Origin of the sequence: Nonomuraea cypriaca, from assembly GCF_015645445.1 — a bacterium.
GTDB lineage: Bacteria > Actinomycetota > Actinomycetes > Streptosporangiales > Streptosporangiaceae > Nonomuraea > Nonomuraea cypriaca.
Genome location: NZ_JADOGI010000017.1, coordinates 1 through 15,734, shown reverse-complemented (window position 1 = coordinate 15,734; position 15,734 = coordinate 1). Strand labels below are relative to the sequence as shown.

Below are 15,734 nucleotides of genomic sequence, written 5' to 3'. Positions count from 1 at the left end.
ATGCTCAACCGGATCGAAGGCCGTCTCAAGGTCACCGGCGCGGCCAAGTACGCCGCCGACAACACCCCGCACGACGTCGCGTACGGCTACCTGGTGACCAGCACGGTCGGCAAGGGCCTGGTCGCCGCCATGGACATCGCCGCCGCCCGCAGCGCGCCCGGCGTGATCGCCGTCTACACGCCGGACGAGCCGCTGACCATGCTCCCGCCGCAGTCACTGGTGATCCAGATCGGCGGCGAGGCGCGCCGCCCGCTGCAGGACCACGACGTGAACTACTACGGTCAGGTCGTCGCCCTGGTCGTGGCGGAGACGTTCGAGCAGGCCCGCGACGCCGCCACGCTGGTCGGGGTCACGTACGACGCGCGGCAGCCGATGGCGTCGTGGGAGCAGGCCTGCCGGGACTCGCAGCCGTCGCCGGCGGCGCCGAAGGTCGAGATTCTCGCCGACGGCGTCCCCACCATCGACGAGGCGCTCGCCGGCAGCGAGGTCACGGTCTCGGCGACCTACGACCAGCCGCCGAAGCAGCACAACCCCATGGAGCCGCACGCGGCCGTCGCCATGTGGGAGGGCGACCGGCTGACGATCTACAGCGGCACGCAGAGCCCGTCGATGCACGCCCTGGAGCTCGCCGAGGCGTTCGGGATCGACAAGACGGACGTACACGTGATCAGCCCGCACGTGGGCGGCGGCTTCGGCGGCAAGGTCGTCACCTGGTCGCCCACGTTCCTGGCGGCCGCGGCGGCGCGGGCGCTGGGCCGGCCCGTGAAGGTGGTGACCACCCGCGAGCAGCTCTACACGGTGACCGGCCACCGCACCGAGTTCCACCAGGAGATCGCGCTCGGCGCGAGCAGGGACGGCAGGCTGACCGCGATCAAGAACGTCGGCGTCTCCGCCATGGTGATCGAGAACCCGACGGGCGTCGCGAAGGACCTCTACCAGGCCCCCAACCTGTACCTGGAGCCGCGACTGGGCATCATGGACACGCCCAAGGCGACGATCATGCGGGCGCCGGGGTACGAAGCGGGGTCGTTCGCGCTGGAGTGCGCCCTGGACGAGCTGGCGATCAAGCTTGACATCGACCCGGTCGAGCTGCGTACGAAGAACTACCTCACGACCACCTACCCCGCGCCGGACGCGCCGGAGCCGTTGCCCTTCTCCAGCAAGCACCTGGACGAGTGCTACAGAGTCGGGGCAGAGCGGTTCGGCTGGGCGCGGCGCGCCGCACGGCCGCGCTCGGTCGTCGACGGCGACTGGTTCGTCGGGATGGGCATGGCCAGTGGCGTCCTGCCGAACACCCAGTTCGCGACGGACGCGTCCGTACGCTTCCGCGCCAACGGCACGGTGGCCGTGGCCACCTCCACCGCCGATCTCGGCACCGGCGCGTGGACCGTGATGGCCCTGCTCGGCGCCCAGTTCCTCGGCATCCCGGCCGAACGCGTCAAGCCCGCGCTCGGCGACTCGACCCTGCCGGTGCGCTGGGAGGGTGACGCCATGCTGGGCGCGGCCGGCTCGATGACGACCGCCAACGTGGCCTCCGCGGTGCACGACGCCGCCGCCGAGGCCGTCAAGGAATTGATCAGGCAGGCCGTGGAGCGGGCCGGCTCGCCGTTCCACGGCATGGACCCCGCCGAGGTCCGTTACGACGGGGGCGACCTCGTCGGCGGGGGCCGGCGGCTCGGCTTCGGGGAGGTGCTCACCGCGGCGGGCATGGACGGCGTCGGCGTCACCGCCTCCGCCACGCTGAAGCCGGAGACCACGCGGTACAAGTTCGCGTCGTACGCGGCGTACTTCTGCGAGGTCAGGGTCAACCGGTGGACCGGCGAGGCGGTGCTCTCCCGCATGACCGCGGTGGTCGACGCCGGCGCCATCGTGAACCCGAAGACCGCGCGCAGCCAGATCGTCGGCGGCATCGTCATGAGCCTGGGCCAGGCGCTGCTGGAGGACGCCCACCTGGAGCCGTCCACCGGCCGGTACGCCAACGCCAACTTCGCCGACTACCTCGTCCCCATCAACGCCGACATCCCCCAATCGACGTACATTTCCTGAATTATCCGGACACCAACTACAACGAGGCCGGGGTACGCGGCATCGGCGAGCTCAGCAGCGTGGGCAGCGCGGCCGCGATCGCCAACGCCGTCCGCAACGCCACCGGCAAGCGGATCAGGGACCTGCCGATCACGCCGGACAAGCTCTTCGACTGACTTTCCCTGCGCGCCCCGATCAGGTCCGTGACCTGCGGCAACACTACCTTTTGTGCTCGATATATCACGCTCAGTAACCATAGAGTGTGGTCAGTGGCCCCGCGCGCGGGCCCGAGGAGAGGATCGAGCAATGGCTCAGGAACCGAGGATCGACGTCAATGCCATAGCCAGGGCCGTCGAGCGCGGCCTCAGTCCCGACCAGGCCCAGCGGATCGCGAACACGCTGGGCGACCAGGGGGTCTGGTTCGCGACCCCGCCGGCCCGCCATCGCAGGGCGGCCGCCCCCGACCGCGTGTGGGACCTGGTGGGCGACCAGCCGCACCAGGGCCACACGGCCACCGGCCGGGCCGGCGTCTACCTGGCCGACGGCCACTCGGCGCTGGTCAGGCCGCTGATCCTGGCCGACGGCTTCAACTACGGGCCGAGCGACCTGGACGAGCTGTGGCAGCACCTCAACGCGGCCTACGAGAAGGGCACGCCCGGACTCCTGGACCAGCTCAGGATGATGGGCATCGACGTGGTGCTGCTCGGCTTCGACCAGCGGCACACCTTCATCCAGGCCAACGCGGCGGTGGCGGTCAGCTGTGTGCGGCGGGCCATCACCGACCGGGAAGGCGACAACCCGCTGGTCGTCGGCGGCGTCAGCATGGGTGGCATGATCACCAGGTACGCGCTGGCCCGCATGGAGAGCGACGGCGACGACCACCAGACGGACAAGTACTTCTCCTGGGACACCCCGCACCTCGGCGCCTGGATCCCGCTCGTGCTCCAGCAGCTCGCCTACCTGCAGGAGTCGCTGACACCCAACCCGGGCAAGCCGGGCCAGGCCGACCTGATCCGCAGCCCGGCCGCGCAGCAGCTCCTGTGGGGCTGGGTTCCGAACGAGAACTACTCGGGTCAGGTGACCACCTCCAGCGACCTGCGCAACGACTTCCTGGAGGACCTGCAGCGGATCGGCTGGTTCCCGATGCGCCCGTACAAGCTGGGCCTGGTCAACGGCACCGGCGACGGCACGGGAGAGGACCTGCCGCCTGGCACGCCGGTGTTCGACCTGAACGAGGGCCCGCTGGAGCTCACCGTACGGATCCAGCCGGATCTGGGCGAGCGCAGGAACATCGGTGAGATCCGTCTCACCGGCGAACCGATCTGGTCGAGCGCGACCTCGCACGTGGCCGGGTTCGACGGGGCGCCCGGTGGCACGCTGGACTCGTTCAGCAGGATCGCCGACGCGATGGGGCTGCCCATCCAGGACCGGTTCCGCAACACCTGCTTCGTCCCGTCGGTGAGCGCGGCCGCGCTGGCCAGGGACCCGCGCAAGTGGCAGTCGGACCTTTACGCCGACCTGAGCGACCTGCCCAAGGACGAGACGCTGCTCGACGCGTTCTGCTGCGACCCGGGCAACCAGCCGCACAGCGCCGTGTCCAAGACGCTGGCCGAGTGGTTCGTGGAGCAGTTGGCCGGTTGGTGAGGCTGACGAACGATCAAGTGCCGGCTCGCGTGCGAGCCGGCACTTGCCGTTTCAGCGGGTGCCCCGGTGCAGGCACAGGAGCTGGTCGCGGGTGGCGTTCTTGTCGCGGAAGGCGATCGCGGCCGGGCTCTCGGCGCTGTAGTGGTCGGGCAGCCGCTCGTCGCCGCTCCAGGTGGAGCCGTCGAAGCAGGCCCACCACAGGCTCTGGTCGGAGCCGCCGCGGTGTACGCAGTAGAGCCGGTCCTTGTAGACGGTCAGGGCCGGGCCCCCGGTGGCGAGATGGCCGGGCAGCCTCTGGTCGGCGCTCCAGGACTTGCCGTCCCAGCGGGTCCACCACAGGGCGGCGTCGTCGCCGTTGCCGCGGTGCACGCAGTAGAGGTGGCCGCGGTAGGACGCCAGCGCCGGGTTCGCGGCGGTGGTGTGGTTCGGGAACCTCTGGTCGGCGCTCCAGCTCTTGCCGTCCCAGCGGGTCCACCACAGGGCGGCGTCGTCGCCGTTGCCGCGGTGCACGCAGTAGAGCTGACCGTCGTACGCGGCCAGCGCCGGGCTGGTGCCGGTGGAGTGCTTGGGCAGCTTGGCGTCGGGCGTCCAGCGGGAGCCGTCCCACCGGGTCCACCACAGGCTCCCGTCGCCGCCGTTGCCCCGGTGCACGCAGTAGAGCTGACCGTCGTACGCGGCCAGCGCCGGCCCCGCGTCACTGAAGTGCTTCGGGAACTTCTGGGCCTCGCTCCAGCCCTCCTCCGCGTCGTAGACCGTCCACCACAGGCTGGAGTCGTCGGCGGTGCCGCGGTGGGCGATGTACAGCCGGTCCTGGAATTCGGCGACGGCCGGGCCCGACACGCTGAAGTGGTCGACGAACCGCTGGTCCGGGCTCCAGCCCTCGCCTGGCTCGAACACCGTCCAGTACAGCCTGGAGTCACCCACTGCCGTGCCCGCCGGGCGCGCCGGGACGACCGTGGCGGGCGCGGTCCAGGGGGAGACCAGCTTGACGCCGTACGGGCGGGCGATCGTGGTGATCCAGCCGGACTTGTTGCGCACCGACCATTCGACGATCGGCGCAAGCCAGGCGCCGAGCACCGTGCCCGAGACCTCGCCCAGCTTGTCCGCGACCTCGGCGGCCCGGAGCGCGCCGGCCTCGTTCATGTGGATCTCGAAGCCCCACCACCTGGCCACCGGCCAGACGTCGACGCCCAGGGCACGCAGCTCACGCTGGAGCCGGCGTACGCGGTCCTGGTCCGTCGGGTCGAGCTCGCCGATCTGGCGGTCGCTCTCCCTCTTGGCCGCCAGCCACTCCGCCTCCACGGCCGCGCGCGTCGCGAAGTCGCCGGCCTCCAGCAACTCGGTCTCGACGGCCGCGTCCACAGCCGCCGAGGCCACCGGGTCGTCCTGGGCGTGCAGCAGTACGGTTTCGGCCTCCGTGCCCAGCTCAGTGGTCTCTGTCCTGTCGGCCCGGGTTTCATCGGTCATTTCCAGCCCCCCTGGAGCAGTTGCGACCGTGCGGGCCAAGGACTCGGAACCGCTCGCTCCGGGGCAGCGCCCGCACGATGCGTACATGCACGATCCTGGCCATAGTAACTGTCCGTACGTATCCGATTACGTAGGGGGTGCGCCAGATGGCTTAAAGGTACCTTTGCCGCCCGCTTCTACCGGGACGTCTTCCCCTCCTACCGGGAGATTTCTACAGCAAGGTCTTCTTTGCGACGCCCGCCAGCAGGTAGCCCGGCAGGGTGACGTGCCCGGCCGAACCGTCGGGCCGCCAGTCGGCGGCCTGGACGAGCCCCGGCTCGACCAGCTCGAAGTCGCCGAAGAACCCCCGGATCTCCGCCAGGGACCGGCCCGTCGCCCCACCGGCGGACGAGCCCCGATAGACCGTCTTCGCCCCCTCCTCCTCCCCTTCGGTGCCCTCCTCCGCACTCGCCTCCCCGGCGCCCTTCGCAGCTTCCCTCGCACTCGGCTTCGTGTCGCCCCGGCCGAGTGTGGAGACCGCGTGGGTGAGCGCGAGGTGGCTGCCGGGCGCCACCGCGTCTCGCAGGATCGCGACCATCGCCGCCGGGTCGCCGGCGTCGGGGACGAAGTGCAGTATCGACACGAGCGACACACCGACCGGCTCGGCCAGGTCGAGGAAGTCCGAGACCTCGGGAGCGGCCAGCAGCTCGGCCGGGCACAGCAGGTCGGCGCGGACGAACCGGACCCGTTCCTCCCCCTGCAGCAGCGTCGCGGCGTGCGCGGCGACGACCGGGTCGTGGTCGACGTAGACCACCTTGGCGCCGGGCGCCACGTCGCGGACGACCTCGTGCACGTTGCCCTGCGTGGGCAGGCCGCTGCCCAGGTCAAGGAACTGCCGGACACCGGCCGCCGCCAGGTGGCGCACGGCGCGCTGGAGGAACGCGCGATTGGCCCTGGCCAGCGGCGTGGCCGCCGGAATGTGCTGGGCGAGCTGGTCGACGGCCACCCGGTCCACGGGGAGGTTGTCCTTGCCGCCGAGCATGTAGTCGTACATGCGGGCGAGGTTCGGTGTGTTCGGATCGAGCGACACGGTTGGGATCTTAGGACCGCCGGACCGTTCATGGTCGCGATTACGGTATTTCAAGATTCACAGACCTCTGACCTGGTCCTTCACCCTCTCCCGCCTGGCATTCCAGGTCGTTCTACGCGGGCGTCGGGCGCAAGCCGAAGGCGTGAGCCGGGCCGCCGCCCGGCTCACGCCTCTCTCAGCCGCCTCTCTCAGCCGCCTCTCTCAGTGGCCGGTCTCAGTGGCCGGTCTCAGTGGCCGGTCTCAGTGGCCGGCGAAGGCCGGGACCGAACCGCCCCAGGAGAGCGAGTCCGTCGGCCACACCCCAGCCTGCCGCTTGAGTGTGGTCTCGACTCTGCCGCCTACCGGGCAGCGGAAGCCGTGCGGGGGCACGACCAGCGAGATCAGGTAGTTGTCGATGGGAACCGTACTGCACTCGTCCTTGCCGTAGATGCGGTGTCCCCATCCCTCGTAGGTGAGCAGCACCGCCTTGGGGCCGAGCTGGCGGGCCACGTTGGCGGACCAGCCGTACGGGGTGGACGGGTCGTGCAACGAGTTGCCCAGCAGCAGCGGAGCACTGCCCCTGTACCGCAGGTGGTGCTGCGGGTTGGTGGTGCGGTGGTTGAGGCAGATGGGCAGGTCCTCGATCGGCATCGGGTTGTACCGCATGTCGGGGGCGAGGGCCGCGGAGCTGCGCAGGAGCGCGGCGTACTCCTCGTAGTCGCGTACGCGAAGGTTGTAGTCCTGGCAGAGGATCACGGTCGGCAGGTAGGCGACCTCCCCCGTCACGGGCTGCCTGCCGGGCAGCGGAGGCATCTCCGACGGGACCGGCCCGCCGTCCAGGGCGATGAGCATCTCGCTCAGCAGCTGCCAGGCGGGCCCCTCGTTGCCCAGCACGCCCTGCCAGAGGACCTGCGCCTCGGTCATCGGACGATCAGGGACGCCCGGGTAGTACAGCTCGCCGGCCCGCGCCTTCGCGAGCAGCCGCTCCCACAGCTCCCGGACGTCACGACCATGCAGGGGACAGGTCTCATCCGCCTCACACCAGGCGACGAACTCGTCGAAGGCGTCCTCGACGGCGGCGGCCTCGGTGTCGAGGAACGCCTTGACGCCGAGGCTGTGGTCCATGTTGCTGTCCAGCGCCATGGCGCGGATCCGGTGCGGGAACAGCTCGGCGTACATCTGGCCGATCAGCGTGCCGTACGAGATCCCGTAGAAGGTGAGCCTGCGCTCGCCGAGCGCGGCGCGGAGGGCGTCCAGGTCACGGGCGACGTCGACCGAGTCGACGTGGTCGTAGAGGGGGCCGGTACGCTCCCGGCAGTCCTGGTGCAGCTTCTTGGTGAAGGTGTTCCAGGCGTCGAAGTCGGCCTGGCTGGTCATGACGGTGGCCGGCATCTGGTTGTACACGGACGCCGAGCAGATCACCGGGTTACTGCGGCCGACGCCCCGCGGGTCGAACCCCACGATGTCGAACCGCCGCTGGAGCTCCTCGGTGAAGAACCCGGGGGCGCCGTACGCGGCCTCCACGCCGGACCCACCCGGTCCGCCGGGATTGATCACCAGCGATCCGACGCGGGCAGCGGGGTCGGTGGCCTTGCGCCGGGCTACGGCGATGTCGACGGTGGGCCCCCACGGCCTGGACCAGTCGATCGGTACGGTCAGCTTGCCGCAGTCTGCGGCCGGCTCCTCCTCACAGGGCGCCCACTCGATACCGCCCCACTTCTCCCCTTCATCCATGGCCACGGCCGCTTCGTTCTCGTTTCCGTTTACGGCCCCAGCGGCGGCCGGCGAGACGGGTAACAGCACCGCCACCGCCACGAAGGCGCCGGCGAGCAGAGAAAACCTTCTACGCACATTGCTCCAATCGTCGGTCGATCGGCCCCCTCGCGCGGCACGCGCCCAAACCCTCATCACCCCTGGTCGGTCCCCCGCGACGGCCTCGAAGTCCGCGGTGGCGAGCTCAGCCACCACGTAAAACGCGACAAATCGACGGCAAGCACGATACAACAGCACCCTGTGACGATGGTGCGACTTTCGGGTCAAACCGTGAGCAGTCACATGCTGGAGAGATAACCGGGGATCAGAACAGCGACCTGCTCCGGATCGCCTGACGGGACGGTGTGCCACTGGTCCGGCGTCACGGCGCCACCCTCCCCGACCTGAGCCACTTCGACGACGTACGCGCCCGACCGCGACACTACGCGTACGGTGGCCACTCGCCGCCCCTGAGGCACGAAGACCAGGAGCTCCGGCTCGTACCGCTCCAGACTGCTGGAAGCGGATGCGGCGAAGTCCCCGGAGTGCAGCGTGAGCTTGAGCCATTCGACGACGCAGCTGTGAATCCCCCGTGCGGCCAGCAACGCCCGAATCTCGGACAGCGCCTTCTCATGCGCAGCCGCGACCTTGTGATGGATCGGTTCGCGGGCTTGGCTTATTTGTGGCGTTTCGATCAGTTTGCGAGTCATTGCCTATCACCAACCGTGTTTCTGTCCGGAATGCAACCCGCGCCCGCAGCAAGAAAGGGAATTGTCCTGTTCTACGCTCATGGGCCGCACTCGTTTGTTGCCGGAAAGGCATTCCAAGAATGACCACTACCAGCTACGTTCGGTGATGGAGTCACCACAACGAGTCCAAGCAGTCCTGTTTCGGCTGTTGTTGTGGTGCTCCGCAACTCCCGTTGCCCCACGAGCGGAGCCGAGATGTCAGCCGAGCTGAACATTCCCTCTGACGTGTCGCCAGAAGCCGTCTTCGGTGCTGAGCTACGCAGACTGCGCCATGCCGAGGGCTGGTCCCTCGACGGGCTCGGAAACAGGCTCGGCTACTCCGGAACCATGATCGGCTACTGGGAACGAGCGAAGCGACCCGTCCCAGAGGAGGCCGTTACCGCCGCCGAGGGCGTCTTCGGCCTGAAGGGCGAACTGGTCGCCCTCTGGAAAGAGATCAATCCCAAGGCGCCGCCGAGGTGGTTCAGGCAGTGGCCGAAGATCGAGTCAGCGGCCCGCCTGCTGCGCTTCTGGGAACCGCTGCTCGTCCCTGGAATCCTCCAGACCGAGCAATACGCTCGCGCTGTCCTGCGCGCGGAACCGGGCGCGACGAAGGAGAAAGTAGAGGAAGCGCTGAAGTCTCGGCTCTGCCGCCAGTCGATCTTTAGCCGGCCGAACCCACCTACGGTGCAATTCGTGATCGACGAAGGGGTCCTGCATCGCTCCGTCGAGGGTGCGGCCGTTATGCACGAGCAGCTCACGTATCTGCTCACACTGATGGACAAAATCACGATCCAGGTTGTCCCCCTATCGGTAGGAATGAACTGCGGCCTGCTGGGCGGGTTCGCTATCGCACACGTACCCGGCGCGCCTGACGCCGCCTATCTGGAGACGGCCAGCAACGGGCAGGTAACCGATCGCGTGGAGGAGGTAGAGGCAATTAGCCTCAGATATGACACTATTCGTGCATGGGCGCATCCCGTGCACGTCACCAGGGACCTGCTCAAAGAGACGATTGTGAGGTATGAGCAATGAGCGACGAGCAGTTCGACGAGCTGGCCAACGCCGCTTGGCGTAGGGCCACGAAGACGGGCTCGAACGGCGGCAACTGTCTGGAAGTTGCACCCCTGTCCGGCGGGCGCGTCGGCATCCGTGACTCCGAAGCCCCCGAGAAGGCCCCGTTCGTTGTCCGCCCCGAAGTCTGGGACGCCTTCATCGACGGCGCAAAGAAGGGCGAATTCGACTTCTAACACCACATAAAGCCCCTGACGTAGTGTTGGGGGCTTTGCTATTGCTGCTATCGATGCGTTTTGTTTGTTTTGCCGCAAACAAGCCCCAAGCGATCACGAAGGCCCTATTCACCTATCTCGACATCATCGGTATTGAATTTGCCTGTTTGACTTCGCCTAAGAAGGCACTAACACCGAAGCGATAGCACACGCCTTCGCTCACGTACTACTGGAAGGATGGCGGCCATGAGCAACACGGCCGCACGGCCTCGCCTTCTACTGGCGGATGAAATCGAATCAGCCGGTTGGCGGAAGGCACTGGAAGTGGTTCCTCGCGAGCGGTTCCTGGGAAACGCCGTCTACCTGCCCGACCAAACCCGAGGCGACCTGTGGACGCCGGTGCGGCGCGCCGATATGAGCACGGACGATTGGCTGGCCCTGGCCTACGCCAATGAGACGTGGGTAACCCTGGTGGCCGGCATCCTGGCCGAAGACGCAACAGGCATTGTGACCGGGATCCCAGGTCGTCGTCCACCTCGCCCGGCCTGGCTGTACGGATACGCCGAGAACGCCGAATACGATCGCCTCATCGCAACCTGCTCGGTTCGCACCATCCCCCTGGCCTGGACGCGGCAAGTTCGCACAGGCGGAACCATTACGGCCCCGATGGGGGGATGGATGGGCGGGGTCGCGTTCGCTCACCTCAGCGTGGACCACGACGGCACCGCGAGTGGTCGTTTCCTGAAAGACGACCTGTACTTCATGACCGCTCGATCCCACCTGCCGCCTCCGCGTCCCCCGATGGTGGAAGGCATCGGGGACTCGCGCGGGAGCAGGATCGATCCGTCGCTTCTCCAGGACAACCAGGCAGCCGCGTGGGTCGCCCAGCTTGCCGTTCCCCAGGCACAGCATTCCTGGAACGCCGATACCACGTTCCTCATCGATGTCGGCACCGGCTCACGAGCCGACGCCAGCCCAGACCCCGCAGGCGGGTGGACGGTGCACCAGCATGGGCGGGTCAGACTGTGGGATGAGATCGAAACGGCCATCGAGATCTCGCAGAAAGCGGGCCGACCCCACCAATCCGGCTTCGGCCTCACGGTGACGCGCGAGAGGCAGTGGGTATGGCTCGGTGACCAGGATGGGCCCAGCTGGGAACTGCCCGCCTGAGCTGCGGACGGCGTCACGCCCGAAGACGCTACCGAGCCGGTGGCCATCTCGCGGCCCACGTCGGCGCGGACCAGGATCGGCTTGGCCCAAGAAAGCACCTTCCCGCTCAGTAAACCTGGACTCTGAAATAGGCCAGTTTCCCATACGGCGAAGGCGCTTTCCCCATCTTCAGACTCGGCCGGCGGCACGATCACGAACCTGCCGGGTCAACTGTCCGCGATCAACTCCTGGGCGTAACCCACAGCTCCCATGTCCCGTCGTGGTCCCAATTCTCGCAACCGAAGCCTTTCCACAACAATCCAGTCCAGGCTTTTCCTACCTTTCCGCATTCAGCCTGGCTGTTGTATGTGTCGACGTACACTGCTTCCGCGGCAGCCGCCGAAGCCGTACCCGCACCCGCCATTCCGATCGCTGCCACGCACCCGAGCATGACCAGGGCCTTGCGAACCAGCATATAGCCTCCAGAAATTAGTGGTAGATAGCGACGATCGCTATCTACTGATTGTGATGGTTTTCCTCGAATGACCGACGACGCAATTTCGCCTCGGCATTGTTTTGTCGTATCCGAATTCCTTGGCCAAGCCCACACTCGACCGGGAAGACGACGTCCTCCCGGTCACAACCGCTTAGCGCCTGACGGATCAGCCATTCGTTGTGGCCGGAGCCGTAGAAATCGCCGGTGTCGAGAAGGGAGCCACCGGCATCGAGGTAGGCGTGGATGGTGCGCACGCCCTGTTCGTCGTCGGTGGGACCGTACCCATCGGACAGGCCCAGGCACCCCAGGGAGGGCGAGGTGACGGTGGGACAAGGATTTCCCCACGCGGGCGGTCTCGCCGAGAGGACCGTGCCGCTACGCAGAAGAGTGTGGCGACGAGCCATGACGATGACCTCCTGATGTCTCCCCGGCGACCGCAACAGGACATCACGAAGACCCGCCGAGATCATCAGCCAAAATTGTTCTGAACCATGCGCCCGCCCGGTACTACATCTGTAGATCTCGGGATTTCGGGGGCGGAGCGTGGGCTCAGCTGGGAGCTGCCCGCTTAGAGGCCACATCGTCACTCTCGCGCACGATCGTCCTGCCGGCATGGATCGCGTGAGGTGGCACGGTCGAACAGGTCCAGGAGCGTGTCGACGGCGGCGGTCAGGTCGTAGTCGGGATCGGTGAGCGACTCGGCGAAGACGGCGTCGATGGCGCCGCTCAGTGCGATCGCGGTGGTGCGGGCGTCGAGGGCGCGCAGGTCACCGTCGAGTTGGGCGCGTTCGATGAGGTCGGCGAGCGGCCGCCACCGCGGTGGCTGGCGTGAGCCGGCCTCCGTGAGCGCTTCGGAGGCGACAGGGATATCGCTGGTGAGCATCTCGATGACCACCCGTACGTGCGTCGGATGCGCGGCCATGTGCCCGACGAGGGCGCGTACATACGCGTCGATTCCCTCGCGGGCGGTGGATGCCTCGGCGATCGCCGCTGCGATGGCGTCGACCACGCCCGTGAGCACGCGCTGGACCGCCTCCTGAATCACGGCGTTCTTGGAGCCGAAGAAATACAGCACTGCCGCGTTGGAGACCCCCACCGCCTCCGCGATCCGCGCCAGGGTGGTGCGGGCGAGGCCGTGCTCGGCGATCAGATCGATCGTGAGGCCGATGATCTGTTCCCGCCTGGCGGCCTCCGTGAAGGTGAACTCTCCATCGCCGCGCCGCCGTCTTGTTTGACTCACGATGCTCTTTCCACGTGCCTGATGCTAGGCATCTTTCCCATGCAGTCGCCATGCCGCGGCGCCGGCCGCGATCCCGATCCAGGCGATGAGCGACATGAAGGCGCCCAAGAGTCCGATCCCCTCGTGCCCGGTGGCGCTGCCGGCGAGGCTGTGGATGGCGGAGACGGGCATCAGCGGAGTCACGACTGAGCTGACCGTGTCCCCGAAAAAGCCTGAAATCCCGCCCACCATCAGCACGGTCAGCGGTGTCACGATCCCGAGCGCTGTGCTGCGGAACACGAACGCCCCCGCCGCGGCGAGGACGGCGTACAGCACCGGCATTGCGACCGACCCTGCCGCCAACCGCAGGCTTGCTCCGGTGAGCAGCAAGCCCGCGTCCATCCCGGCAGTCGCGCCGGCGATGACCGCCGCCAGAACGCACACGACGGCGGCGAGGATGCCGACGGCGAGCGCGGTGAGCCCTACGGTGACGAGCTTGCCGGCCAGGATTCGCCACCTGGACGGGGTGAGCGTCAGTGTTGTGTAGATGGCTCCGGTCGAGTACTCCGAGCCGACGTGGATGGCCGCGACCACGATGACGGCGAATGCCGCGGCGTCCACGCCGAAGATGCCCGCGCCAAAGATCTCGCCAGGGGCCAGTTGCGCCAGCGTGCGACCCTGCGTGACGGGGAGGGTGAGGTAGAAGAGTGCCGCCGTCACGGCCGCGAGTCCCACCGCGACCACTATGAGAGCCCGCTGCGTCGGCAGCGACCATAGCTTGATCGCCTCGGCCGCGATCGCACTGGGGCTTTTCTCCGAACGGCCGGCCTGGTTGTCGTCAGGTGCTGTCCGGGTCGTCATGTGGCCGGCTCCATCCCGTTGGTGAGTCGCAGGAAGGTCTGTTCGAGCCCGCCGCGCATGGGGGTGAGCTCCACGAGCGCTACCCCGTGTTCGAAGGCGATCCGCCCGATCGCGCGGGAGTCGATACCGTTCACTTGCAGCGCGCCGTCCGCCCCCGGATGCACTGTCGCCCCCGCACGTTCCAGCGTCTCGGCGAATCTCACGCCGTCATCGGTCACGACGCGGGTCGCGCCGGACGTACGCGCGGTGAGCTCGGCCATGGTCAGGTTCGCGACCAGGCGGCCGGCCGCGATGAGCACCACCCGGTCGGCGGTCTCCTCCAACTCGTTGAGCAGATGGCTGGAAATGAGCACCGTCCCACCGCGTGCGGCATGGTTCTTCAGCAACGTACGGAGCCAGACGATGCCCTCGGGGTCCAGGCCGTTCAGCGGCTCGTCCAGGACGAGAATCCCCGGCTCCCCGAGAAATCCCACCGCGATCGCGAGCCGTTGCCGCATCCCCAGCGACAATGCCCCGATCTTGCGCGAGCCCGCGTGCGCCAGGCCCACCTGATCGAGCAGCGTGGCGATGCGAGCCGTGGACACACCCGCGGCCGTCGCCGCCCAGCGCAACTGATCCCGCGCGGTGCGGCCAGGGTGAACAGCGTGCGGATCGAGCACCGCTCCGATCTCACGAGCGGGCGCGGTCAACCGAGCGTACTCAACACCGTTCACCAGCGCCCGCCCCGATGTCGGCCGGTCGAGCCCGAGGATCACACGCAGTGTCGTCGACTTCCCGGCGCCGTTCGGCCCGATGAACCCGGTCACGACCCCAGCGGGAACGTCAAAGCTCAGCTCCTGCACTGCGGTCACCGCTCCGAACCGCTTGGTCAGGTTCTCCACTGTGATCACGAGGGTCACTCCTCGATTCGATTAACCGAGCAGTATGAAAACTAACCAATTGGTAAACAGTCGTCAATGCGTGGCGCTAGGCGGGGTCGTGTGCCTGCTCCAGCGGGGCGGGCTGGGGTAGCGGGAAGGCTGCGAGGAAGCGTTCGACGAGGTCCGCGGGGCCGTCGACGGACAGCTCCGCGGTCCCCAGGACGTCGTCGAGCGTGCGCGTGTTCCTGAGGAGCGCGGCGAGGGCGCGCGCGTCGCCGGTGATGGTCGTGTCGGCCCGGTCCGCCTCGTCGCGGGCGAGCTCGATCCGGCCGTCGGCGATGTCCACGCGGAAGACCGCCTCGCCGATTCTGAGTCCGATGGTGGTGGTGAGCCCGCGTGCCGCCTGCGGGTCGAACAGCGCCCGCAGGGACAGGATGAGCGAGTCGGCGCCGATCTCCGCGTCGTGGCGCATCGTGGGTGAGCGGGCGCTCCAGCGGCCGAGTTGGGTGACGATCGGCTCTAGCTGCGCCCCCCATTCCGTCAGCTCGTAGATCCAGGAGCCGGCGGGCGGGCGGAGTCTGCGGCGTCGCACGACTCCGGCCTCCTGCAGTTCGCGTAGCCGCTGTGTCAGTACGTCGGCGCTGGCGCCGGGCAGGCCGGCGCGCAGGTCGGTGAAGCGTTTGGGGCCGAGCAGCAGCTCACGCACCACCAGCAGGGCCCAGCGCTCGCCGATCAGGTCGAGGCCGTGGGCCACCGCGCAGCCGTCGTCGTACTTCCGCTTGCCTGCCATGACACCCACCGTACCAGCGCAGGTCCGAAAGTTCGGCTGTTTGGTTGTTTTTTGCGACTATATGGTCGTACTCTCGGACCAGCCCTCAGCTGAATCCGCGTACCGGAAGATCAACAAGGAGACGATGATGGACACCCTCGACGTCCAGCCCCGAAGGATCACCGCTTTTGCCTGGTTTCTGCGCATCTACGGCGTACTGACGCTCTTGATTTTCGTCCCGCTCTTCCTGGGGTTCCTCGTGCGAACCCCGCTCCTGGCCGAGCAGGGAGGGCCTCTTACCTGCGTTCGACGTAATTCCGGCCATCTAGAGACGGTGATGGGATGAAGGTGCAGGTCAACGGGTTAGATCGAGCTTATGGCGATGGAATGGCCTAGAGACGCGGTCAGTGGTCAACGGTGTGCATATCACAGGGATTTGCCGCTATCGTCTAGAGATCATGTTTGTGAAGACGACGGTCCGGAAAAC

The 15,734-nt window shown here is 67.7% G+C and carries 15 protein-coding genes; 6 read left to right on the top strand and 9 right to left on the bottom strand.

Features of this window, described 5'->3' with window-relative positions; translation table 11 throughout:
- Together ITP53_RS08090 and ITP53_RS08085 are read left to right on the top strand one after the other, a co-directional pair.
- Positions 1–2,046, top strand: a complete 2,046-nt coding sequence (locus ITP53_RS08090) for a xanthine dehydrogenase family protein molybdopterin-binding subunit (protein ID WP_195894683.1) — start codon at positions 1–3, stop codon at positions 2,044–2,046.
- Between the two features lie 285 nt (positions 2,047–2,331).
- Positions 2,332–3,669, top strand: coding sequence for a lipase family protein (locus tag ITP53_RS08085; protein WP_195894682.1), 1,338 nt, complete (start codon positions 2,332–2,334; stop codon positions 3,667–3,669).
- Between the two features lie 51 nt (positions 3,670–3,720).
- On the opposite strand, the gene ITP53_RS08080 is transcribed toward ITP53_RS08085, so the two are convergent.
- From ITP53_RS08080 to ITP53_RS08065, 4 genes are all read right to left on the bottom strand, one after another.
- Positions 3,721–5,136 carry a hypothetical protein gene (locus ITP53_RS08080; RefSeq protein ID WP_195894681.1) on the bottom strand — a complete coding sequence of 472 codons (1,416 nt, stop codon included), beginning with the start codon at positions 5,134–5,136 and terminating at the stop codon, positions 3,721–3,723.
- Between the two features lie 211 nt (positions 5,137–5,347).
- Positions 5,348–6,205, bottom strand: a complete 858-nt coding sequence (locus ITP53_RS08075; protein ID WP_195894680.1) for an SAM-dependent methyltransferase — start codon at positions 6,203–6,205, stop codon at positions 5,348–5,350.
- Positions 6,206–6,445: 240 nt separating this feature from the next.
- Positions 6,446–8,035 (bottom strand): alpha/beta fold hydrolase, encoded by a 1,590-nt coding sequence (locus tag ITP53_RS08070; protein ID WP_195894679.1) that lies wholly within the window; start codon positions 8,033–8,035, stop codon positions 6,446–6,448.
- 200 nt (positions 8,036–8,235) lie between these two features.
- Positions 8,236–8,646, bottom strand: coding sequence for a hypothetical protein (locus ITP53_RS08065; protein ID WP_195894678.1), 411 nt, complete (start codon positions 8,644–8,646; stop codon positions 8,236–8,238).
- A 234-nt stretch (positions 8,647–8,880) separates the two neighbouring features.
- On the opposite strand from ITP53_RS08065, the gene ITP53_RS08060 reads away from it, so the two are divergent.
- The 3 genes from ITP53_RS08060 to ITP53_RS08050 all read left to right on the top strand — a co-directional run bounded on the left by ITP53_RS08060 (position 8,881) and on the right by ITP53_RS08050 (position 11,063).
- Positions 8,881–9,699 (top strand): helix-turn-helix domain-containing protein, encoded by an 819-nt coding sequence (locus ITP53_RS08060; RefSeq protein WP_195894677.1) that lies wholly within the window; start codon positions 8,881–8,883, stop codon positions 9,697–9,699.
- Positions 9,696–9,914 carry a DUF397 domain-containing protein gene (locus ITP53_RS08055; protein WP_195894676.1) on the top strand — a complete coding sequence of 73 codons (219 nt, stop codon included), beginning with the start codon at positions 9,696–9,698 and terminating at the stop codon, positions 9,912–9,914. The genes ITP53_RS08060 and ITP53_RS08055 overlap by 4 nt, the downstream gene beginning before the upstream one ends.
- A 225-nt stretch (positions 9,915–10,139) precedes the next feature.
- On the top strand, positions 10,140–11,063 hold the full coding sequence (locus ITP53_RS08050; protein WP_195894675.1) for a methyltransferase domain-containing protein: 924 nt from the start codon (positions 10,140–10,142) through the stop codon (positions 11,061–11,063).
- 495 nt (positions 11,064–11,558) lie between these two features.
- Here the strand turns inward: ITP53_RS08050 and ITP53_RS08045 are convergent, their stop codons facing one another.
- From ITP53_RS08045 to ITP53_RS08025, 5 genes are all read right to left on the bottom strand, one after another.
- Complete coding sequence (locus ITP53_RS08045) at positions 11,559–12,008, bottom strand: aldo/keto reductase (RefSeq protein WP_236050573.1); 450 nt, start codon at positions 12,006–12,008, stop codon at positions 11,559–11,561.
- A 113-nt stretch (positions 12,009–12,121) separates the two neighbouring features.
- Complete coding sequence (locus tag ITP53_RS08040; protein WP_195894674.1) at positions 12,122–12,778, bottom strand: TetR/AcrR family transcriptional regulator; 657 nt, start codon at positions 12,776–12,778, stop codon at positions 12,122–12,124.
- Between the two features lie 24 nt (positions 12,779–12,802).
- A complete protein-coding gene (locus tag ITP53_RS08035; protein ID WP_195894673.1) occupies positions 12,803–13,618 on the bottom strand; it encodes a hypothetical protein in 816 nt (271 codons plus the stop codon).
- A complete protein-coding gene (locus ITP53_RS08030; RefSeq protein ID WP_195894672.1) occupies positions 13,615–14,508 on the bottom strand; it encodes an ABC transporter ATP-binding protein in 894 nt (297 codons plus the stop codon). The genes ITP53_RS08035 and ITP53_RS08030 overlap by 4 nt, the downstream gene beginning before the upstream one ends.
- A 76-nt stretch (positions 14,509–14,584) precedes the next feature.
- On the bottom strand, positions 14,585–15,268 hold the full coding sequence (locus tag ITP53_RS08025) for a winged helix-turn-helix transcriptional regulator (RefSeq protein WP_195894671.1): 684 nt from the start codon (positions 15,266–15,268) through the stop codon (positions 14,585–14,587).
- 127 nt (positions 15,269–15,395) lie between these two features.
- Between ITP53_RS08025 and ITP53_RS08020 the strand changes: the two genes are divergently transcribed.
- Complete coding sequence (locus tag ITP53_RS08020; RefSeq protein WP_195894670.1) at positions 15,396–15,593, top strand: hypothetical protein; 198 nt, start codon at positions 15,396–15,398, stop codon at positions 15,591–15,593.
- Positions 15,594–15,734 lie beyond the last annotated feature (141 nt).